The sequence below is a fragment of the Phenylobacterium sp. genome, assembly GCF_036963605.1.
GTDB lineage: Bacteria > Pseudomonadota > Alphaproteobacteria > Caulobacterales > Caulobacteraceae > Phenylobacterium.
Window position 1 is genome coordinate 5423 of the sequence record NZ_JBALUY010000048.1, and the last position, 20148, is coordinate 25570.

Consider the following 20148-nt stretch of genomic DNA (forward strand, 5'->3'; position numbering starts at 1 on the left):
CGGCCAGGACCCGCACCCCGTGGGCCGCAAGCCGCGCGGCCTGGACCATGGCTTCGGCGCGGCAGGCCTGGCCGCCGATCAGCAGGACCGGTTTCTTGGCTGCGCGGATCGCCCGGGCGGCGGCCTCCACGGCCTCGCCGGACGGGGCGGGACGTTCAGGCTTCTTCGCCCTCACCGCGCCGGCCTTGGTTTCGGTCCAGGCGGAGTCGGCCGGCAGGATCAGGCTGACCGGGCCGCCGGGCGGGCCAAAGCTGGCCGCGACCGCCTCGGCCGCCAGGCCGGCCACATCATCGGCGCTGTCGGCCGACTTCACCCACAGGGAGTTCGGGCCGACGATGGTCGGAATGTCGGAGTTCAGCGGCGCATCGTACTGGCGATGATAGGTGGCGTGGTCGCCGACTACATTGACCAAAGGCGTATAGGCGCGCCTGGCGTTGTGCAGATTGGCCAGGCCGTTGCCATAGCCCGGCCCCAGATGCAGCAGGGTGCAGGCTGGCCGATCAGCCATCCGCCCGAACCCGTCGGCGGCGCCGGTGGCTACGCCCTCAAACAGGCAGAGCACCGGGCGCATAGTCGGCTGCCGGTCCAGGGCGGCGACGAACTGCATCTCGCTGGTGCCGGGATTGGCGAAACAGGCGTCGACCTCATTGGCCAACAGGGTCTCGATCAGGGCGTCGGCGCCGTTCATCAGTCAAACACCATCACTTCGGGGGGCGGGGGATCGGCGAAGAGGCGCGACAGCGCGTCTGCGCGGCGGGTTCTGGCCAGGGTCTGGGCGATATAGCCCTTGTCGGTGATCTCGCCGGAAGCGCCATCGGGACCATCGGGCAGGACCAGGGCGCGGGCGATCCGGCCGCCGCCGCGGGCCTCGGCGTTGTAGGCGGCGAGCCCCGCCTGGACGGCGACCTCCACCTCATCGCGGGGCCGGCGGGGGTCAGGATAGAACATCAGGCCCAGGGACGCCTGCCCTTCGCCGCAGACCACAGCGTCGGTGACCGCGCCGCCGATGGCTGAGAGGGCCGCAATCCGCACCTCGCCCACGGCGACGAAGGTGCCGCTGGCCAGCTTGAAATTCTCCGAGATGCGCCCGTCGAAGGCCAGGCCCGCCTCGGGTCGGTCCGGATCCACCAGCCTGGCGGCGTCGCCGAGGATGTAGAAGCCGTCCTCGTCGAAGGACTGGGCCGACAGTTCCGGACGCCCCAGATAGCCAGGCGCCACCTGCGGCCCCTTGACCCGGAACTCCAGCTTGCCGGCGACCGGAACAAGCTTCACCGCCGTGCCGGGGATAGGCAGGCCGATCAGGCCCATGCGGTCATTGGGCCAGTGGACGTTGCACGCGGTGGGGCCGGTCTCGGTGGCGCCATAGCCGCTGGCGAAGCTGATCCGCTCGCCCACCGTGCGCACAGCGACGGCCTGGATGCGGTCGCTGACGTCCTGGCCGAGGCTCGCGCCGCCATACTGCATCAGCCGCAGCCGGGCGAAGAAGGACCGCGCCAGGGCCTCGTCCTTCTCCAGTTCGTCCACCAGCAGCATCCAGCCGGCCGGGACCATGTTGTGATAGGTGGGCGAAATCTCGGTGAGGTTGCGCACCGTCTCGGCGAACCGCGCCGCCGTGGGTTGGCCGGCGTCGATATGGAGCGTCCCACCGCGGGTGGCGCACATGTGCAGGATGGAGTTGGCGCCCAGGCTGTGGCTCCAGGGGGCGGAATTGACGATCACCGGCGGCTCGTCATCGTCGAAACAGGCGGTGATCTGGGCCGAGTTCAGGGCGAGCGCCTGCTGGGTGATGATCACCGCCTTGGGCAGGCCAGTGGACCCCGAGGTCAGCAGATATTTGGCGTGGTGGTCCGGATGCGCGCTGGGCGCCGCCGCCTGGCCGTAGAGCTCGGCGAGCGCGATGTGGCCCGGCCGGCCATGGCTGGCGGCGATCACTGGCAGGCCGGCCAAAACCTCTGCCGACAGGCCGGTGGCGAAGCGTTCGGCGTCCTCGGTGAACACCGCGGCCGGATGCAACACTTCACAGGCATGGGTCAGCCGCGCCAGGTTCGCGCCGGCCAGGCCGTACTGCGGCGAAACCGGCGCCACGGGCGTCCCCTGGCTCATGGCCGCATACATCAGCAGCGCATGGTCGATGCCGTTGTGCGCCAGGATGAGGATCGGCCTCGGCCCGGTCAGGCCGCGGGCCACCAGTCCTCCGGCCAGATGCGTCACCGCATGCCAGGCCTCGCCATAGGTCAGCGTCCGCCACCCCTCGCCCGCGCGTTCGGCCAGCCACACCCGGTCAGGGGCCGCCTCGGCCCAATAGGCCAGGGCCTCATGGGGCGTCTGGAACGCCTGCGAAAATGGCGTGGGATTGGCGAGCACCAACGTCCCATCGGCCCGGCGCTCGACCTCCAGTCGCTTGGCCGCATAGCGCGGATCGCGGAAGGGGGCCGTCTCGATGCGAAGCTCTGCGTCCATATGACTTTATGGACGCGGGTGGCGGCGCCTGAAAAGGGGGGCGTAGCCTGTGGCGGCCGCTCAGCTCGCCAGGGTCTCGGCGAAACGCACAGGCTCGCCGGTCCCTTCGGCCACCACCTCGTCGTCGCGCATGACGACCCGGCCGCGGATGATGGTGGCCATGGGCCAGCCCTTGGCCTCCATCCCGTCGAAAGGCGTCCAGCCGGCGCGGTTGGCCATGGCCTCGTGGGTGATGGTCCGCCGGGCCTTCAGATCGACAATGGTCAGGTCAGCGTCGTAGCCCACCGCCAGCCGGCCCTTGTCGGCCAGGCCAAACAGCCGGTTGGCTCCGTGGCTGGTCAGGTCCACGAAACGCTCGATGGACAGACGGCCCTCCGCCACATGGGTCAGCATGATGGGCACCAGGGTCTGGACGCCGGGCATGCCCGAGGGCGAGGCCGGATAGGGCCTGGCCTTCTCCTCGCGGGTGTGGGGGGCATGGTCGGAGCCGATCACGTCGGTGACGCCGGCCGCCAGACCGCGCCAGAGGCCCGCCCGGTGACGAGCCTCGCGGATCGGCGGGTTCATCTGGGCGAAGCCCTTCAGCCGCTCATAGGCCTCGGGGCCTTCCAGGGTCAGGTGCTGGGGGGTCATCTCGACGCTGGCCACGTCCTTGTGACGGGCCAGGATTTCCACCTCTTCAGCGGTGGTCACGTGCAGGACGTGGATACGCTTGCCAAGCTTGCGGGCGATGCGCAGCAGGCGTTCGGTGGACTCGATGGCGGCCTGGGCGTCGCGCACCTCCGGGTGGCTGGTCCAGTCGCCGGTGCGGGCCAAGCCCCGGCGATCAGCCAGGCGATACTCGTCCTCGGAGTGGAAGGCCGCGCGGCGGTTCACATGGCGCAGCACCTGCTCGACGCCCTCATCGTCCTGCACCAGCAGGGTGCCGGTGGAGGCGCCCATGAAGACCTTGATGCCGCAGCAGCCGGGCAGGCGTTCCAGCTCGCCCAGAAAGCTCGCATTCTCGTGGGTGCCGCCGACGTAGAAGGCGTGGTCGCAATGCATCCGGCCCTTGGCGCGGGCCAGCTTGTCGGCGAGCGCATCGGCGTCGGTGGTGGTGGGCTCGGTATTGGGCATCTCGAAGACGGCGACCACGCCGCCCAGCACCGCCCCGCGCGAGCCGCTTTCCAGGTCTTCCTTCCACTCCAGCCCCGGCTCTCGGAAGTGGACCTGGGTGTCGATGACCCCGGGCAGGACGTGGAGCCCCGCCGCATTGAATCGCTCTGCCGCCGAGGCCTGGGCGAGATCGCCGATAGCGACGATCTTGCCGCCGCGCACGCCGATGTCGGCGGCCCCGCGGCCGTCGTGGTTCACCACCTCGCCCCCATGGACGATCAGGTCATAGGTCTCAGCCATGGCTCGTCTCCGTCTGCGCCAGCAGGTCGTAGGCCGCCCGCGCCACCGTGTCGACGCTGAGATCCATCATGTGACAGAAGCTCTGGTTGAGCTCCGGGTCCTGCTGGCGGATGTGGTCGAAGGTTCGGGCGCCGCGCACCACGCGCGTATGCGGCCCCCAGGGGGCGTAGAGGGTGTCGTCCGAGGGACCGAACAGGCCGAGCGTCGGAGCGCCGGCCGCCGCAGCCATGTGCATCAGGCCCGAGTCGTTGCCGACGAACAGCCGGGCGTGCCGGAGCGCCGCATAGCTGGTCAGCAGGTCGGTCTTGCCCACCAGGTTGATGAACTTGTGGCTGGGCGCCACGTGTCGCAGGGACGCCACGACGCCCATATCGTCCGGGGACCCGAGGACCATCAGCCGCGCCCCATGCAGGGCGCCGCCCTGGCCGAGCAGGCGGATGGCGAGTTGCGCGAACCGCTCAAGCGGCCAGGTCTTGCCGACCCAGTTGGCGGCCGGCGCCAGGGCCAGGATCGGTCCCTCGCCCCGGGTCAGGGCGGCGGCGGCGGCCTCGGTCTCCGGGCTGGTGAAGAGGTGCGGGGCCGGCGGCTCGTCCTCCAGCTTCAGCAGGCGGGCGGCCTCGATCACCTTGTGGACCGGCGCGCCCGGCTGGCGGCGGAAGATCGCCCGGCGCCTGGTGCGCACGAAGCTGGCCATGGCCGAGCCGCGCAGATCGACCACCAGGCCCCAGCGCCGGTGGCGGACCTTGTTCCACAGGGCCAGCCAGTGGCCGCCATTGCGCGCCTTCCGGAAGACGATCACCTCGTCCAGACCCGGCGTGTCCGCAAACAGCGGCGCGGCCGCCGGCCCGGCGACAATGGTGAAGCGGGCGTTGGGAATCTCTTGGCGCAGCTTGGCCAGCAGGCCTGAGGACAGCACCGCATCCCCGATCCGGGTGGCGGTGATGAACAGAATGGGAAAGGACCCTTGCGTCATCGGCCGGTTATAGAGGGCCTCTGGCTGGCGCGCGAGGCGCCGCGACCTTAAGTGCCCTACCATGGTCCAGACCCTGAGCTACGCGCCCCTCAAGAGCCGCGCCGTGATCGCCCTGGGGGGGGCGGAGTGGCGGGATTTCCTGCACAATCTCATCAGCCAGAATGTCGAAACCCTAGCGGTGGGCGAGATCCGCTTCGGCGCCCTGCTGACCCCCCAGGGCAAGGTACTCTACGACCTGTTCGTGATCGGCCGCGAGGACGGCTGCTGGCTGGATGTGGCCGCCGAGCATCGCGACGCCATCCTGCAGCGGCTGATGATCTATCGCCTGCGCGCCAAGGTGACGATCGCGCCCAGCGAGGCCGAGGTCGCGGTGCTGTTCGGCGATGACGAGACCCCCGGCGAAGGCTGGCTGCCCGATCCGCGGCTGCCGGACCTGGGCTGGCGGGGTTATGGCCTGTCTGCCCCGCAGCGCGCGGCCAAGTGCGAGGAGGCCGACTACACGGCCTTCGCCCGTTTCCTGGGCGTGCCGGGGCTTGCCGACTGGGGGATCGAGCAGACCTATCCCATCGAGGCGAACTTCGACCTGCTGAACGGGATCGACTTCAAGAAGGGTTGTTTCGTCGGCCAGGAGACCACCTCGCGCATGAAGCGGCGCGGCACGGTGAAGACCCGGTTCCTGCCGATCGGTTTTGAGGGCGCACCGCCTGCGCCCGGCGCGGAAGTGCTGGCCGGCGAGTTGCGGGCCGGCCAGGTGCTGAGCGGCGCCAAAGGCCTGGCGATGGCCTCCCTGCGTCTTGACCGCATAGACCGCGTAGAGCTGACCGTGGACGGGCGGCCGGTCCGCGTGGTGCGGCCGGACTGGTTCGAACAGGCGCTCACACAGTAGTTTCCGTCACCCTCGGGCTTGACCCGAGGGTCCATGCCCACAGCCGTTCGCCGGTGTTTATGGATGGTCGGGTCAAGCCCGACCATGACGGAAAGGAGTGTTTGGCGTGAAGGGGACCGCGCCCACACTTGCGACCCCCGAAGGCCGCGGCGAGACTTGGTCCATGAGCAGCGAGCTGATTCGATGCGGGTGGCGCGGCATGGCGGGGGACCCGCTGTACGAGGCCTATCACGACACCGACTGGGGCGTGCCGGAGTATGACGCCCGGGCGCTCTGGGAGAAGCTGGTGCTCGACGGCTTCCAGGCCGGGCTCGCCTGGATCACCATCCTGCGCAAGCGCGAGGCCTTCCGCGAGGCCTTCGCCGGCTTCGATCCCGAGATCGTCGCCCGCTTCGGCGAGGCCGACCGCGCCCGGCTGATGGAGAACGCCGGCATCGTGCGCTCCAACGCCAAGATCGACGCGGCCATTGCAAGCGCGCGCATCTATCTGGACATGCGTGACAAGGGCCAGGACCTGTCGAGCTTCCTGTGGGCCTTCACCGACGGAAAGCCGATCCAGAACCGCTGGAGCGAGATCGGCCAGGTCCCGGCCCAGACGCCCCTGGCGGTCGAGGTGTCCAAGGGCCTGAAGGCCCAGGGCTACAAATTCGTCGGCCCGGTGATCGTCTATGCCTTCATGCAGGCCGTAGGCATGGTCAATGATCACCTCACCTGCTGCTTCCGTCACGACCAAGTCGCAGCTATGAGCGCCTGATGGCCCGCAAGCCCGCCCCCCTGCTCCCCGCCCCCCGGCTCGTTGTTCCGGATCTGCTGCTGGAGACCGCCTGCCCCGCGCCCGTCTGCGGCGTGGACGAGGCCGGCCGCGGCCCCTGGGCTGGACCAGTCAGCGCTGGCGCGGTGATCCTCGATCCCGCCCGCGTGCCCGCCGGCCTGAACGATTCCAAGAAGCTGACCGCAAAGGCCCGCGAAGGTCTGGAGATCGAGATCAAGGCTTCGGCCATCGCCTGGGGCGTCGGCTTCGCCTCGGTGGACGAGATCAGCGAGCTCAACATCCTGCATGCCGCGGGCCTGGCCATGTGCCGGGCCATAGAGGCCCTGGCTGTGACGCCGGTCTTCGCCCTGGTGGACGGCAACTATCCATTCAAGCTGCCCTGCCCGGTCAAGACGGTGATCGGCGGCGACGGCAAGTCCTTGTCCATCGCCGCGGCCTCGATCCTGGCCAAGGTCGCCCGGGACCGGCTGATGATCGAGATGGACGAACGCTATCCCGGCTACGGCTTCGCCGGCCACAAGGGCTATGGCGCGCCGGTCCATATCGACGCCCTGGAGCGCCTGGGTCCCTGCGAGATCCACCGCGCCAGCTGGGCGCCGGTGCAGAAGGTGCTTAGGGGCGAGAAGATCGCAGGCGATCTCACCGTTTCTGGGACCGAAGGCCTGCAGGACTGATCGCGACCCGGGTTCGCCGATCGACGGCTCTTGACCTTCAGGCTTCGTCCGCCGCGAATGACAGCCGGGACGTGTTGGCGTGAACAGGGGCTTGGCCGCGGTCATGCAGCCAGGGAAAAAGCGTACGCTGGCGGCGGGACCCGCAACCGGCGAGCCGGGGGCTGAGAGCCTTCTGGCCTCGATCGCCCGCGTGTCGGAAGATGCGCCGGCGGCGGGGGCGCCCCTGTCCCTACCCGCCCAGGCCCTGGCCAGCGCGGCCTTTTCCGGCTCTGGTCGCCTCCTTGTGGCCGACCCCGCCTTCGTGGAGACCTTCGGGCCTGATCCGGGGCTGGAGGCCGCCCCGGCCCTCGGGGCCTATCGCCTCGTGGCGAAGGTCTGCAAGGATGGCTCGGTTGCGGTCCTGCTGATCGCCGCGCCTCTGGTCGCTCGGAGCTGGCCCCTGTCGCCGGCCGTCGCCGCCGCAGCAGGCGGGGCGCAGTGGGTCGCCCTCGCCTACCATCCCTTCGCCCATCCCAGCCTGATCCGGCGGGCCTGCGAGGGCTGGCGCCTGACCTCCCTGGAAACCCGGGTGGTTTCAGCCCTGCTGGGGAACGACAATCTGAGAGCGGCCGCCTGGACGGCGGGCGTCGCCTATGAGACCGCCCGCGAGGCGATCGCCGCGGCGCTGCGCAAGGCCGGCGCCCGCCGCCAGGCCGATCTGGTCCGCCGGCTGCACATGGCCGCTGGCGTAGGGGAATTCGACCTGGCGGAGATCGGTCTGCTCGCGCCTGCCCTTGGTCTAACGCTGCGGCAGGCGGCCGTGTGCCGGCTGGTGGCCCTGGGGCTGACCCGGCCGGAGATCGCAGCCACCCTGCAGATCAGCGAACACGTGGTGAAGGCCGAGCTCAAGCGGCTGTTCGAGACCCTTGGCGTCCGCACCGCCGGCGCCCTTAGCGAAGTGGCCGTCCAGGCCTCTGTCCTCCTGGCGGTGGCCGGCGCCGACAACCTGGCCCATGCCGCCCAGGCCGACGAACTGCGGCCCCTGCGCCTGCTGGGCCGTCCCAAAGCCGGCGGCCGGGTCGCCCTGTCAGACTATGGACCGGCCAGCGGCGCGCCAACCTTCCTGATGCATAGCGCCCTTACGGGCAGCCTGATCGACCGGGGCCTGATCAAGGCGCTGCAACGCCGCGGCCTGCGCCCCATCGCCATCGAGCGGCCGGGCTTTGGCCTGACCGATCCTCCCCAGGGCGAAGCTGAAGCCGCTGTGGCCCGCGCCGCCGCCGACATGGCCCTGGTGGTCGAGGCGCTGAAACTGAAGCCGGTGCGGCTGCTCTGCCGGGGCGGCGAGGCCGCCGCGCTGCGCTTCGCCGAGACCTATCCGCACCTGTTCACTGGCGGCGTCCTGCTCAATCCCTTCCGGCCCTATGAGGTCGACACCCGATGGGATGGTCTGATGAACATGGCCAAGCGGATGATCTCCGCCCAGCCGCAGCTGATCGAACCCATCGCCGCCTTCCTGGTGCGACGGGCTAGCCCAAAGTCCATGGCCGGAATCCTGCGAGAGGCGGTCAAGGCGAGCCCGTCCGACCTCGCCGCCCTGGAGGATCCACGCATTCTCGCCGACTATGTGGCCTCGGCGCGTCTGGCTGCCCTGGCCACCCCCTGGGGCTTCATTCAGGAGCAGAGCGCCTATGTGGGCTGGCGTCCGCAGGCGGCGACGGACGGTCGCGCCTGGACGCGGCTTCTCGGTGAGCAGGACGTCCTCTACCTGCCAGGTGAGGGCGACGAGGTGTGGGACGAGGCCCTGCCCGGCCATCGCGTGATCCGGGTTCCCGAGGCCGGCCGCCTGATCCATGCCTCGCATCCCGAGATGGTCGCAGGCGTGGTGGCGGACCTCGTTTGACCCCCCAACCGGGGATTCCGGGAAAGCCGCGCCGGCCACATCGTCGGCCATCATGACGCACCAGACCCTGACCGCCTGGCCCCACACGCCCGTCTCGACCGCCTGGGCCCTGGCGCCGACGCCGACCCAGACCAGCGGCGCGATGCTTGTGGTTGATTGCGGCGATCGGGTCCTGGGCGGCAATCCTGCAGGCGTCGCCCAGTTTGGCGTCATGCTGGGCGCCATCGAGGGGGACCGCCTGGCCTTCCGCGACGCCGCCTGCGCAGAGGCCCTGGCGGCGGCGCGACAACGCCTGCGCCAGGACCGCCTGGGCGAAGTCATCGTCCGGTTCGACGCCGACGCCGGTGGGCCGCTCTTCGCGCTGCTGTCAGGCGGCGGCGACAGCTATGCCCTGGTCCTGCCGCCGCCCGCCCGAACCGAGGCTTTGGCCAACGCCCTGATGCGCAGCTTCGGTCTGACCCCGGCGGAGACCCGTCTGGCGCTGAAGCTACAGGTTGGCCTGACCCTGGCTGAGTGCGGGCGCGACCTGGACATCTCCGTCAACACGGCCCGCAACCAGCTCCGCGCCATCTTCGACAAGCTCGGCCTGCGCCGCCAGAGCGAGCTCGCGCGCACCCTGGCGCAGCTGGCGGCCCTGGCGGGCGGCTAGGCGCGCGGCACGGGGCCGTCAGCGGGGTCGCCCGTCACATCGCCCCAAGTCCATCCGTCGCGCTCCACCATGGCGCGCAGCCTGCGCCGCGTAGGGGCGGCGGCGTTTCGCCCCGCGCGCACCCTCTCATGATCGACGGTCAGGCCGTCAAGATCGGGGGCCGACGGTTCGGCGACGCCCTTCCCCCCCGCCGCATGCGGTCCCAGACGCCGAACGTAGATTTCGATCGCCTCCAGCACCGCCTGGTAGTCGCGCACGACCTTGGTGTGGTCATCCCTGCCGCAAGCGAGCACCAGGAGGGCCTCATAGAGTCCCGCCAGGCGCAGAGGCAGCGCCAGTCGCGGGTCCGGAGAATGGAAGTAGTCAAGAACCGGATAGGCGAGGTGCTTCTCGGCCATCTCCAGTATGGCAGGGCCAAGGCCCTGCAGCCGGCTGGCGAAGGGCCCAGCCCCCTGGTCGAGGCCAGCGGCGATGATCTCGCGGGGCGTCACACCCAGCAGGCTGATCTCGCCGGCCAGCGCCCGGCGGCTGACGCCGCCGGACACCACCGGCCCCAGATAGGTGATGGTCAGGGTGATGCCGAGAAGCCCGCTGGCCGAAGCCGCGACGGTGAGGGCCTGGGCCAGCGGCCCTGAGGGCCGGAAGTCGCCTAGCCCGAGGGTGAAAAGATTGAAGCCCGCGAAATAGAGGCGTGAGGCCAGGTCGGCCGGCGCCCCGGTCGATCCGTCGACCACAGCGTCCGGTAGCCCTGCGAAGATCATCCCCCAGCCGACGGCCAGCAGGATCACCCAGAGGCTCAGACTGAGCGCCACGGCCAGCCCCCCGCCCAGGCTCAGCAGGCCATGCCAGGGTCCCCGCCGGTGAACGGCCAGCAGGCCGCTCCAGCCCAGGTGCGTGGCCGCGCCCACCACCGGCCCGCCGCCCCGCAGGGTCAGGGTGGTGATGAAGACATCGCAGGCGGTCAGTAGGAGGAGGCCGCTCCCGAGGAGCAGCAGCAGGGCGGAGCTCATCCTGCCCCAACGCAGCCGAACCCTCCGCGGCTCCAGAGGGTCTGCCGGCTTAACCCCTCGTTCACCACGTTTCGAAACGGCCCCTTCACCACGATGGGGGAAGATTCCCTTCTGTAGATCCGAGGGGCGTCCATGAACTTTCCCGCCGAAACCATCATCCAGGGCGATTGCATCGAGGAGCTGAAGAAGCTTCCGACGGGGTCGGTGGACCTGGTCTTCGCCGATCCGCCCTACAATCTGCAGCTGGGCGGCGACCTGCTGCGGCCGGACAATTCCAAGGTCGACGCCGTCGACGACGACTGGGATCAGTTCGAGAGCTTCGCGGCCTATGACGCCTTCACCAAGGCCTGGATGGCGGAATGCCGCCGGGTGCTGAAGGACGACGGCGCCCTGTGGGTGATCGGCAGCTATCACAACATCTTCCGCGTCGGCGCGACGCTGCAGGACCTGGGCTTCTGGATCCTGAACGACGTGGTGTGGCGCAAGACCAACCCCATGCCCAACTTCAAGGGCACCCGCTTCACCAATGCCCACGAAACCCTGATCTGGGCGGCCAAGTCCCGCGGCGGCCGGCGCTACACCTTCAATTACGACGCCATGAAAATGGCCAATGACGAGCTGCAGATGCGCTCGGACTGGACCTTCCCCCTGTGCACCGGCGAGGAGCGGATCAAGGACGCCAGTGGCTCCAAGGCCCATCCGACGCAAAAGCCGGAAGCCCTGCTTCACCGGCTGATCCTGGCCTCGACCAGGCCCGGCGACCTGATCCTCGACCCCTTCTTCGGCACCGGCACCACCGGCGCGGCCGCCAAGCGGCTGGGCCGGCGCTTCATCGGCCTGGAGCGCGAGGACGACTATGTCGCCGTGGCCAAGACCCGCATCTCCAAGGTGATCCCGGTCTCGCCCGAAGACGTCCAGGTGACCGGCTCCAAGCGTTCGGAGCCCCGTGTGCCCTTCGGCCAGATCGTCGAGGCGGGCCTGCTTCGTCCGGGCGACGTGCTCTATTGCCCCAAGGGCGAACGGGCCGCCCGGGTCCGCGCCGACGGCAGCCTGGCGGTGGGCGAGATGACCGGCTCGATCCACAAGGTCGGCGCCATGGTGCAGTCGGCGCCGGCCTGCAACGGCTGGACCTATTGGCACTTCAAGACCGACGCGGGCCTGGCCCCCATCGACGTCCTGCGGATCAAGATGCGCAAGGAAGTCCCGGCGGTGGCGGCTTAGAGGATAAACCCTCCTCTCGTCCGTCACCCTCCGGCTTGACCGGAGGGTCCATGAACACCCCGGCCGGCCCGGTGTGCATGGATGGTCGGGTCAAGCCCGACCATGACGGCTGTAGGGAGAGGCGTGGCCCTAGGGTCGGCAGCGGTCACGCCCACACTCACCCCTACCACCATCACCGTCATGCTCGGCCTTGTGCCGAGCATCCCTGTCGAGGGCGGGCGCAAGCGTCACGAGGGATCCTGGGCACAGGGCCCAGGATGACGGTGGAGGGGGCGGTGGGCGAGGCGGCCCTACAGCAGGTTCGACAGTCCTGCCCGGGCGGCTTTCAGAAAGACGCTCGGTAGGGCGTCGAGATCGCGCCTCGCCGTCCAGATGAAGCCTTCAGCCTCCCCCGCCGCCCGCAGCAGCCGCAGGGTCAGGGAGAAGTGGGTGAAAACGTGGTCGATCTCGCCGGCGCTCCGCCAGTCGGCCTCAGCCGGCGCCTGAGCCCGCGCCTCGGCGTCTGACCAGGGCGTTTCGCGCCAGTCGCTGGTGGGCAGGCCGAGCATCCCGCCCAGCAGGCCCCTGGGCGGCCGGCGCACCAGGGCGACCTTGTCGCCGCGGGTCAGGATGTAGGCCACCCCATGGCGATGGGGGCGGACCGCCTTGGCGGTCTTGCGGGGATAGGTCTCGGGCGCGCCGGCAGCCAGCCCTGCGCAGGCGCCGGTCAGGGGACAGCGGTCGCAGAGCGGCGACTTGGGCCGGCACACCGTGGCGCCCAGGTCCATCAGCGCCTGGGCCCAGTCGCCAGGACGATCCTCGCGCACCAGGGCGGCGGCCAGCGACTTCAGTTCCGGCTTGGCGGCCGGCAGGGGTGTCTCGACGGCGAACAGCCGCGCCATCACCCGCTCGACATTGCCGTCCACCACATTGGTCGCTTCATCAAAGGCGATCGCCGCCACCGCCGCGGCCGTATAGGGGCCAAGCCCCGGCAGGGCGCGTAAGGCCGCCTCGGTGTCGGGAAACACCCCGCCATGATCGTCGGCCACTGCCCTGGCGCAGGCCAGCAGATTGCGGGCCCGGGCGTAGTAGCCAAGCCCCGCCCAGGCGGCCATCACCTCGTCGTCCGGCGCAGCGGCCAGGTCGGACACGGTGGGCCAGCGGGCGGTGAACTTCAAGAAATAGGGCGCCGCGTGCGGCACCGTGGTCTGCTGCAGCATCACCTCCGACAGCCAGACCCGGTAGGGGTCGGACCTCAGGCCCGAACGCCCCTGCGCCGGCCCGGTGCGCCAGGGCAGGTCGCGGGCATGTCCGTCGTACCAGGACAGCAGGGCGGCGCGGAGGGCTTCGGGGTTCACGCCGGCAGACTTAGGCGTTCGCAGCAGACTTGGGCAGGGGGACTCTCACCTTGGCGGCGTTCGGGTGTATCCTGGCGTCCTGATGGCCCGCCGCCCCCTGCCCGACCTGGAAGAGACTCGCCAGATCCTGGCGCACCGCCGCTCGCGTCCCGCGCCGCGGCCGCCGCCGCCGGCCGGCCGCGCCCTCAACAAGCTGATCCGCGACCTGGACGCCAGGTTCGGGCAGGGTCCCGGCGCCCTTCAGGCCCGCTGGCGGGAGATCGTCGGCGAACAGATCGCCCGGCGCACAGAGCCGGTGAAGCTGGTCAAGGGTCGCAATGGCGCGGGCGCCGCCCTGGAGATCCGCGTGGCCGGTCCGGCGGCGGCCCTGATCCAGCATCAGGCGCCGGAAATCCTTTCGCGGGTGAACCTGTTCCTGGGCTCCGGCGCCGTCGAGCGGCTGCGGATCGTGCAGGGTCCTCTGCGCCCGCTGGCTCCGACGCCGGCCCAGACGCCCAAGCGACGCCCCGCCCCGCTGGACGCCGCCCAGGAAGCTGAACTCAGCGAAAGCCTGGCCCAGGCGCCGGACGGCCCACTGAAAGCCGCATTGTTGGCCTTGGGTCGTGGCGTGCTGCGCGGCGCCACGCGACGTTGACATTGCCGCCATCGCGCCGTTCCTGCCTGCGAAAAGCCGCATGGGCCGAGCGCAGGGAATCGCGCTTAACTTAACGATCCGGACTTGAGAACGAAGGGCCGACCCAAAATGCCGAACCTCAGCCGCCGCCTTCTGATGGCCGCCGCCGCCGCGACGCTGGTCGCCCTGGGCGCCTGCTCGGGCGCCTCCTCCGCCGGGTCCGCCGAGGGCGACATGACCCTGGGCGATCCCAATGCGCCGGTGAAGATGACGGAGTACGCCTCGCTGAGCTGCGTCCACTGCGCGACCTTCAACAACGAAGTCTTCCCGGAGCTGAAGGCGAAGTACATCGACACCGGCAAGGTCCACTACACATTCAAGGAATTCCTGACCCCGCCGGCCGAGGTGGCCGCCGCCGGCTTCCTGCTGGCCCGCTGCGCCGGCGAGGACAAGTATTTCAACGTCATCGACTCCATCTTCCACAGCCAGCAGCAGATGTTCACCACCGGCGACGTCCGCGGCACCCTGCTGCGTATCGGCCAGTCGGCGGGTCTGAGCGAAGAGGAGTTCCAGGCCTGCATCTCCGACGAGGAGGGCCTGCGGGAGCTGAACGCGCGGATCGACAAGACGCAGCGCGAGGCGCGCATCACCGCCACCCCGACCTTCGCCATCAATGGCAAGGTGGTGAAGGAGGGCGAGATGAGCATCGAAGAGCTCGACGCCGCCATCGCCGCGGCCCAGAAGTAGCGGCCGAGGGACCCAGGCGCCCGTGCGCTTCCAGCGGCTTCGGCTCACCGGCTTCAAGTCCTTCGTCGATCCGACAGAGTTTCGGATCGAGCCAGGGCTGACGGGCATTGTCGGGCCGAACGGCTGCGGCAAGTCGAACCTGCTGGAAGCCCTGCGCTGGGTCATGGGGGCCAATTCCGCCAAGGCCATGCGGGCCGGCGGCATGGATGACGTGATCTTTGCGGGGTCGGGCAAGCGCCCGTCCCGCAACCATGCCGACGTCACCCTGACCATCGACAATTCCGACCACCAGGCGCCGGCCGCCTATAACGACCACCCGGTGCTGGAGGTGGTGCGCCGGATCGACCGGGGATCGGGCTCCACCTACCGCATCAACGGCAAGGAGGTCCGCGCCCGGGACGTCCAGCTGCTGTTCGCCGACGCCTCGACCGGCTCCAACTCCCCGGCCCTGGTGCGCCAGGGGCAGATCTCCGAGCTGATCGCAGCCAAGCCGCAGAACCGGCGGCTGATCCTGGAGGAGGCGGCCGGCGTCTCGGGCCTGCATTCCCGCCGACATGAGGCCGAGCTGCGCCTGCGGGCGGCCGAGACCAATCTCGCCCGGCTGGACGACGTGGCCCAGGAACTGGAGGGCGGGCTCAACCGCCTGCGCCGCGAGGCCCGGCAGGCGGAGCGCTACAAGCGCCTGTCGGCCGAGATCCGCGCGCTACAGTCGGCCTTGCTGTACGCCCGCTGGACCGAGGCGCGCCAGGCCGCAGAGCGCTTGCAGGCCGAGGCCGGCGAGGCCGCCCGCGCCGTGGAGGCCACCGCCCGGGCCGCCGCCACAGCCACAACGGAGGCTGCGACCGCCGAGGCGGCGCTGGCGCCCCTGCGCGAGGCCGAGGCCGTGGCCGCCGCCGTGCTGGGCAAGCTCGCCATCGACAAGGATCGCATCGAGCGCGAGGACGAGGCCCTGGCCGCCGAGGTCGCCCGCGGCGAGGCGGAGATCGCCCGCATCGACGCCGACCGCGGCCGTGAAAGCCAGATGGTCGAAGACGCCCAGGCCGCCCTGGCCCGTCTGGTCGATGATGTGGAGAGCCTGGAGGCCGCCGTGGCCCAGGCGCCCGAGCGCTTGCCCGAACTGCAGGCGGCCCTGGCCGAGGCGGAGACCGCCCGCGCCGCCGCCGACGCCGAGGTCGAGCGCCTGGCCGCCGCCCTGGCCGCCCAGGAGGCCCAGGCCCGCGCCGCCGCCGCCCGGATCAGCGAGGCGGAGTCCCGGGTCGCCCGGACCCGTCGCACCCTGGATCAGGCCCGCGGCGAACGGGCCGCCCTGGGTCCGGCGCAGGATCCCGCCGTCATCGAGGCTAAGGCCCAGTTCGACGCCGCCCTTGCCGCGCTGGCCGCCGCCCGCGCTCAACTGGAGGCCGCTGAGGAAACCCACGCCCAGGCGGCGCGCGCAGAGGCCGAAGCCCACGAGGCAGCCCGCAAGCAGGACGAGGTGATCGCCCGGCTGACCGCCGAGGCCCGCGCCCTGGCCCAGATCGTCGCCCCCCAGCTGCGCGGCGGCTTTGCGCCGGCCCTGGACGCCATCGCGCCGGAGCGGGGCTATGAGATGGCCCTGGCTGCGGCCTTGGGCGATGACCTGGAAGCCGCCCTCGACCCCAAGGCGCCGGCCCACTGGGGCGGGGCTGAGGCCACGCCCCCGATCTGGCCGGCCGGCGCCAGTCCCTTGGGCGACCACGTGAAGGCCCCACCGCAGCTCACAGCCCGCCTGGCCTTTGTGGCCCTGGTGTCCCGGGAGGCGGGCGAGGCGCTGGCCAGGCAGATCTCACCGGGCTGCCGGCTGGTGTCCCGCGAGGGCGACCTGTGGCGCTGGGACGGTTTCACCGCCCGGGCCGAGGCCAAGAAGCCGGCGGCCGTCCGCCTGGAGCAGAAGACCCGCCTGGCCGAAGTGGAGGCCGAGATCGAGGCCCTCGCCCCCGCCGCCCAAGCCGCCCGCGAGGCCCTGGCCGCCGCGCGGCAGGCCCAGGCCGAAGCTGAAGCCGCCCAGAAGGCGGCGCGGCGGGAGCCCCCAGCCTGTGAGCAGCGGCTGGGCCAAGCGCGCTCCGCCCTGGAGCGCCTCGAGCGGGAGGGCGCCCGACGCGAGGCCCAGGCCCAGTCCCTGGACGACATGATCGGCCGCTTCGAAGCCGAGCTGGCCGAGGCTGAAGCCCACCACGCCGCCGTCCTCGCCGAGGTGAGCGTGGCGAGCGCAGACGGCGACCTGGCCGCCGCCCTGGCCAAGGCTCGCGCGGCAGCCGATCCCGCCCGGGAGGCCGCCGCCGCCGCCCGCTCTACGCTGGATGTGGAGACCCGCGAGCGGGAAGGCCGCGCCCGGCGCCTAGCCACCCTGGTCAAGGAGCGCGACGATTGGGCGCGCCGCGCCGACACCGCCGGCCGGCGCCTGGAGACGCTGGAGACTGATCGCGCCCGCAGCCTCGCCGCCCTGGACGCCGCCCGCGAGGCGCCCAAGGCGCTGGAGTCCCGCCGCATCGCCCTGCTCGACGCCTTCGCCGCCGCCGAGACCCGCCGCGCCCAGGCCCGTGACGCCATGCTGCGCGCCGAATCGACCCGCTCAGAGGCCGAAAAGGCGCTGCGCGCCGCCGATGCCGCCGCCGCCCAGGCCCGCGAAGCCCGCGCCGCCCTGGACGCTCACCGCGAGGCCGCCGTCCAGCGCCTAACCGAGATCACCGAGCAAATCCGCGAAACCGCCCGGGTCGAGCCAGCGGAACTCGCCCGCCTGCTGGCCGATGAGGCCGTCGCCATCCCCGCCGACGCCGGCGGCATGGAATCGCACCTCTACAATCTGGAGCGTCAGCGGGACTCCATTGGCGCGGTGAACCTGCGGGCCGAGGACGAGGCGCGGGAAAGCGCAGCGCGGCTTGAGACCATGCAGACCGAGCGCGCCGACCTGACCGGCGCCATCGCCCGCCTGCGCCAGGGGATCGATGAGCTGAACGGCGAGGGGCGCGAGCGGCTGCTGGCCGCCTTCGAAGTGATCCACGCCCACTTCAAGACCCTGTTCGAGACCCTGTTCGAGGGCGGTCAGGCCGAGCTGCGCCTGGTGGAGTCCGACGATCCCCTGGAGGCGGGCCTCGAAATCTATGCCTGCCCGCCGGGCAAGCGGATGGCGACCATGAGCCTGATGAGCGGCGGCGAGCAGGCCCTGACGGCGGCGGCCCTGATCTTCGCCGTCTTCCTGGCCAATCCGGCGCCGATCTGCGTGCTAGACGAGGTGGACGCCCCGCTGGACGACGCCAATGTGGACCGCTTCTGCAACATGCTGGATGAAATGCGCCGCCGCACCGAGACGCGGTTCATCACCATCACCCACAATCCGGTGACCATGGCCCGCATGGACCGGCTGTTTGGGGTCACCATGGCCGAGCGCGGGGTGTCGCAACTGGTGTCGGTGGACCTCCGCCAGGCCGAGGCCCTGGCTGCGGAATAGGCGCCCCGAACGTCGAATCGTGGCGCCTAGGTCGATAGGCAAGAGAAATCAAACAATTAGACTGGGGCGCCAGCGCCTTGACGCTGTACCTCCGCCCCTTTAGGTTCCGCCGCGATCGAACCAGGGGTGCCGGCAGGCCGCCCGCGCCCGGGGAAGGCGTCATCCGCTCATGTCGCAGTCGAACGATCCGCACGATGAGGCGCTGAAACGCCTCGACGCACAACTGGATGCGGTGAACGCCCAACGGGCGGCCCGTGACCAGAAGGGGAAGTTCGACACGAGCGCGATCGGCTCCGGCTACAAGCTGGTGGCCGAACTGATCGGGGGTGTTCTTGGGGGGCTCGGCCTAGGCTGGCTCTTCGATCAATGGGCTGGAACCTCGCCCTGGGGCTTGCTCCTGGGCGTGCTTGTGGGTACCGCCCTGGCGATGTTCTTGATCTCGCGGTCTGCGGGACGCATGAGCGCGCAGGCGGCGGCGAAGGCCGGACCGGTTTCCTCGGTCCCCTTCGACGACGATGAAGATGACGACGACGGCTGGCCCGCGGGGCCTGGCCAGAACAAGAGGGACTGAGGCGTGGCTGATCCGATGCATCAGTTCGAGATCCAGCAGGTTCTCGAGCTTCCGCCTGTTGCGGGCTTCGATCTCTCGATCACCAATTCGGCCCTGTGGATGATCATCGCCGCGGCCAGCGTCACCCTGTTCTTCGCCGCGGCCTCGGCCAAGGCCGCCGTGGTGCCGGGCCGGCTGCAGTCGGTGGGCGAGATGCTCTATGAGCTGATCCACAACCTGACCGACTCGATCATCGGTCACGAAGGCAAGCGGTACTTCCCCTTCGTCTTCACCCTGTTCGCCTTCATCCTGGCCATGAACCTGCTGGGCATGGTCCCCTATTTCTTCACCTCGACCTCGCAGCTGGCGGTGACCGCCACCCTGGGCGTCCTGGTGATCGCGGTGGTGATCGCCGTCGGCTTCGCCCGCAACGGCCTGGGCTTCTTCAAGCTGTTCGTGCCGTCGGGCGTGCCGTTCTTCGTCCTTCCCCTGGTTGTGGTGATCGAGATCATCTCCTTCCTGGTCCGCCCGGTGACGCTGGCCCTTCGACTGTTCGGCAACATGGTGGGCGGCCACGTGGTGCTGAAGGTCTTCGGCGGCTTCGTCGTCTCCCTCGGCGCGCTGGGCGCGCTCGGGATCGTCGGCGCCCTGGTCACGCTCAGCGGGACCGTGGCCATCACCGCCCTCGAGTTCATGGTCGCGTTCCTGCAGGCGTTCGTCTTCGCCGTGCTGGCCTGCGTCTATCTGAACGACGTCGTGAACCTGCATAGCCACTGATCACGACCGACTCCTCACCCCCGTTTCCCGACCCCATCGCTTAAACGGAGCACTCTCGATGGATCCCCTTGCTGCTAAATACGTCGGCGCTGGCCTGGCGATGTTGGGCATGATCGGCGCCGGTATCGGCCTCGGCACCATGTTCGGCCAATACCTCAACGGCGCCCTGCGCAACCCGTCGGCCTCGGCCGGCGAGCGTCCGATGCTCTTCCTGGGCATGGCGCTGACCGAAGCCCTCGGCATCTTCGCCTTCGTGGTCGCGCTGCTGATCCTGTTCGCCGCCTAAGGCGAGACTATCCGTGCGTGGGGGGGCGGGCTGTCGCACGGCCCGCCTTTCGCATGACCCGCCTTTCGGGTTCCTCTTCCACCGCACGGACCTGCGAAGACTCAACGGAGCGCCTTGATGGCCCAGACTTCACCAGAGCTAGAGCCGGGCGGCGCCATCGTCGAAACCCCGCCGACCAGCCTGAGGCACGATCTGTACGAGGCCGAGGTGGCCGCCGAGCACAGCTCGTCGGGCCTGCCCCAGTTCGAGTTCGGCTACTGGCCGGGCCAGATCTTCTGGCTGCTGATCGTTTTCGTCATCCTCTACGTCATTCTGTCCAAGCTGTTCCTGCCCCGGGTGGGCGGCGCCATCGAGGCGCGGGCGGCGAAGATCCCATGACCGACACGATTGACGTGATTGTACCGCGCGGCGGCAAGGGTCTGGTTGGTTTGGTTCAACGCGAAGCGCGGG

General features: G+C 70.2%; 19 protein-coding genes. 13 read left to right on the forward strand and 6 right to left on the reverse strand.

Going from position 1 to position 20148, the window contains the following annotated elements; all coding sequences use genetic code 11:
* The 4 genes from V7702_RS10520 to V7702_RS10535 all read right to left on the reverse strand — a co-directional run.
* On the reverse strand, nt 1-688 hold a 688-nt coding region (locus V7702_RS10520; RefSeq protein ID WP_335650066.1), incomplete at its 3' end, for a thiamine pyrophosphate-binding protein.
* Nucleotides 688-2460 carry a feruloyl-CoA synthase gene (locus tag V7702_RS10525; RefSeq protein WP_335650067.1) on the reverse strand — a complete coding sequence of 591 codons (1773 nt, stop codon included), beginning with the start codon at nt 2458-2460 and terminating at the stop codon, nt 688-690. The genes V7702_RS10520 and V7702_RS10525, both read right to left, overlap by 1 nt.
* A gap of 60 nt (nt 2461-2520) precedes the next feature.
* Nucleotides 2521-3855: a dihydroorotase gene (locus V7702_RS10530; RefSeq protein ID WP_335650068.1), complete on the reverse strand. Its 1335-nt coding sequence runs from the start codon at nt 3853-3855 to the stop codon at nt 2521-2523.
* Nucleotides 3848-4828, reverse strand: a complete 981-nt coding sequence (locus tag V7702_RS10535) for a glycosyltransferase family 9 protein (RefSeq protein WP_335650069.1) — start codon at nt 4826-4828, stop codon at nt 3848-3850. Before V7702_RS10535 ends, V7702_RS10530 begins: the two co-directional genes overlap by 8 nt.
* A gap of 61 nt (nt 4829-4889) precedes the next feature.
* Between V7702_RS10535 and ygfZ the strand changes: the two genes are divergently transcribed.
* The 5 genes from ygfZ (at nt 4890) to V7702_RS10560 (ending at nt 9691) form a co-directional block, all read left to right on the forward strand.
* The gene (gene ygfZ / locus V7702_RS10540; RefSeq protein WP_335650070.1) at nt 4890-5714 is read left to right on the forward strand and encodes a CAF17-like 4Fe-4S cluster assembly/insertion protein YgfZ; all 825 of its coding nucleotides are present in this window, start codon (nt 4890-4892) and stop codon (nt 5712-5714) included.
* A gap of 163 nt (nt 5715-5877) precedes the next feature.
* Complete coding sequence (locus V7702_RS10545; RefSeq protein WP_335650071.1) at nt 5878-6468, forward strand: DNA-3-methyladenine glycosylase I; 591 nt, start codon at nt 5878-5880, stop codon at nt 6466-6468.
* Nucleotides 6468-7160: a ribonuclease HII gene (locus tag V7702_RS10550; protein WP_335650072.1), complete on the forward strand. Its 693-nt coding sequence runs from the start codon at nt 6468-6470 to the stop codon at nt 7158-7160. The genes V7702_RS10545 and V7702_RS10550 overlap by 1 nt, the downstream gene beginning before the upstream one ends.
* A gap of 103 nt (nt 7161-7263) precedes the next feature.
* Complete coding sequence (locus tag V7702_RS10555) at nt 7264-9042, forward strand: alpha/beta fold hydrolase (protein WP_335650073.1); 1779 nt, start codon at nt 7264-7266, stop codon at nt 9040-9042.
* Between the two features lie 52 nt (nt 9043-9094).
* Nucleotides 9095-9691 carry a helix-turn-helix transcriptional regulator gene (locus tag V7702_RS10560; protein ID WP_335650074.1) on the forward strand — a complete coding sequence of 199 codons (597 nt, stop codon included), beginning with the start codon at nt 9095-9097 and terminating at the stop codon, nt 9689-9691.
* On the opposite strand, the gene V7702_RS10565 is transcribed toward V7702_RS10560, so the two are convergent.
* Entirely contained in the window at nt 9688-10701 is a 1014-nt protein-coding gene (locus V7702_RS10565; protein ID WP_335650075.1) for an ion channel, read from the reverse strand. The two genes, V7702_RS10560 and V7702_RS10565, sit on opposite strands and share 4 nt — an antisense overlap.
* A gap of 132 nt (nt 10702-10833) precedes the next feature.
* Here V7702_RS10565 and V7702_RS10570 point away from each other — a divergent pair, with 132 nt between their 5' ends.
* Entirely contained in the window at nt 10834-11922 is a 1089-nt protein-coding gene (locus V7702_RS10570; protein WP_335650076.1) for a site-specific DNA-methyltransferase, read from the forward strand.
* A gap of 290 nt (nt 11923-12212) precedes the next feature.
* Here V7702_RS10570 and mutY read toward each other — a convergent pair whose 3' ends face one another.
* A complete protein-coding gene (gene mutY, locus V7702_RS10575) occupies nt 12213-13259 on the reverse strand; it encodes an A/G-specific adenine glycosylase (protein ID WP_335650077.1) in 1047 nt (348 codons plus the stop codon).
* Between the two features lie 82 nt (nt 13260-13341).
* On the opposite strand from mutY, the gene V7702_RS10580 reads away from it, so the two are divergent.
* From V7702_RS10580 to V7702_RS10610, 7 genes are all read left to right on the forward strand, one after another.
* Nucleotides 13342-13893: a DUF721 domain-containing protein gene (locus V7702_RS10580; RefSeq protein ID WP_335650078.1), complete on the forward strand. Its 552-nt coding sequence runs from the start codon at nt 13342-13344 to the stop codon at nt 13891-13893.
* A gap of 108 nt (nt 13894-14001) precedes the next feature.
* Nucleotides 14002-14619: a DsbA family protein gene (locus tag V7702_RS10585; RefSeq protein ID WP_335650079.1), complete on the forward strand. Its 618-nt coding sequence runs from the start codon at nt 14002-14004 to the stop codon at nt 14617-14619.
* Nucleotides 14620-14641: 22 nt separating this feature from the next.
* Nucleotides 14642-18085 (forward strand): AAA family ATPase, encoded by a 3444-nt coding sequence (locus V7702_RS10590; RefSeq protein WP_335650080.1) that lies wholly within the window; start codon nt 14642-14644, stop codon nt 18083-18085.
* 169 nt (nt 18086-18254) lie between these two features.
* Entirely contained in the window at nt 18255-18656 is a 402-nt protein-coding gene (locus tag V7702_RS10595; protein WP_304713903.1) for an AtpZ/AtpI family protein, read from the forward strand.
* A 3-nt stretch (nt 18657-18659) separates the two neighbouring features.
* Nucleotides 18660-19412, forward strand: a complete 753-nt coding sequence (locus tag V7702_RS10600; RefSeq protein WP_335650081.1) for a F0F1 ATP synthase subunit A — start codon at nt 18660-18662, stop codon at nt 19410-19412.
* Nucleotides 19413-19470: 58 nt separating this feature from the next.
* On the forward strand, nt 19471-19698 hold the full coding sequence (locus V7702_RS10605) for a F0F1 ATP synthase subunit C (RefSeq protein WP_300579263.1): 228 nt from the start codon (nt 19471-19473) through the stop codon (nt 19696-19698).
* A 117-nt stretch (nt 19699-19815) separates the two neighbouring features.
* Nucleotides 19816-20076, forward strand: a complete 261-nt coding sequence (locus V7702_RS10610) for a hypothetical protein (RefSeq protein ID WP_335650082.1) — start codon at nt 19816-19818, stop codon at nt 20074-20076.
* Nucleotides 20077-20148: the final 72 nt, after the last annotated feature.

Bases quoted from the DNA above. Each gene is read 5' to 3' on its own strand.
- V7702_RS10525 (WP_335650067.1), bottom strand. From the start codon at position 2,460: ATGGACGCAGAGCTTCGCATCGAGACGGCCCCCTTCCGCGATCCGCGC.
- V7702_RS10580 (WP_335650078.1), top strand. From the start codon at position 13,342: ATGGCCCGCCGCCCCCTGCCCGACCTGGAAGAGACTCGCCAGATCCTG.
- V7702_RS10595 (WP_304713903.1), top strand. From the start codon at position 18,255: ATGTCGCAGTCGAACGATCCGCACGATGAGGCGCTGAAACGCCTCGAC.
- V7702_RS10565 (WP_335650075.1), bottom strand. From the start codon at position 10,701: ATGAGCTCCGCCCTGCTGCTGCTCCTCGGGAGCGGCCTCCTCCTACTG.
- V7702_RS10550 (WP_335650072.1), top strand. From the start codon at position 6,468: ATGGCCCGCAAGCCCGCCCCCCTGCTCCCCGCCCCCCGGCTCGTTGTT.
- V7702_RS10560 (WP_335650074.1), top strand. From the start codon at position 9,095: ATGACGCACCAGACCCTGACCGCCTGGCCCCACACGCCCGTCTCGACC.
- V7702_RS10535 (WP_335650069.1), bottom strand. From the start codon at position 4,828: ATGACGCAAGGGTCCTTTCCCATTCTGTTCATCACCGCCACCCGGATC.
- V7702_RS10605 (WP_300579263.1), top strand. From the start codon at position 19,471: ATGGATCCCCTTGCTGCTAAATACGTCGGCGCTGGCCTGGCGATGTTG.
- V7702_RS10555 (WP_335650073.1), top strand. From the start codon at position 7,264: ATGCAGCCAGGGAAAAAGCGTACGCTGGCGGCGGGACCCGCAACCGGC.
- V7702_RS10585 (WP_335650079.1), top strand. From the start codon at position 14,002: ATGCCGAACCTCAGCCGCCGCCTTCTGATGGCCGCCGCCGCCGCGACG.
- V7702_RS10610 (WP_335650082.1), top strand. From the start codon at position 19,816: ATGGCCCAGACTTCACCAGAGCTAGAGCCGGGCGGCGCCATCGTCGAA.
- V7702_RS10545 (WP_335650071.1), top strand. From the start codon at position 5,878: ATGAGCAGCGAGCTGATTCGATGCGGGTGGCGCGGCATGGCGGGGGAC.
- V7702_RS10530 (WP_335650068.1), bottom strand. From the start codon at position 3,855: ATGGCTGAGACCTATGACCTGATCGTCCATGGGGGCGAGGTGGTGAAC.
- V7702_RS10570 (WP_335650076.1), top strand. From the start codon at position 10,834: ATGAACTTTCCCGCCGAAACCATCATCCAGGGCGATTGCATCGAGGAG.
- ygfZ (WP_335650070.1), top strand. From the start codon at position 4,890: ATGGTCCAGACCCTGAGCTACGCGCCCCTCAAGAGCCGCGCCGTGATC.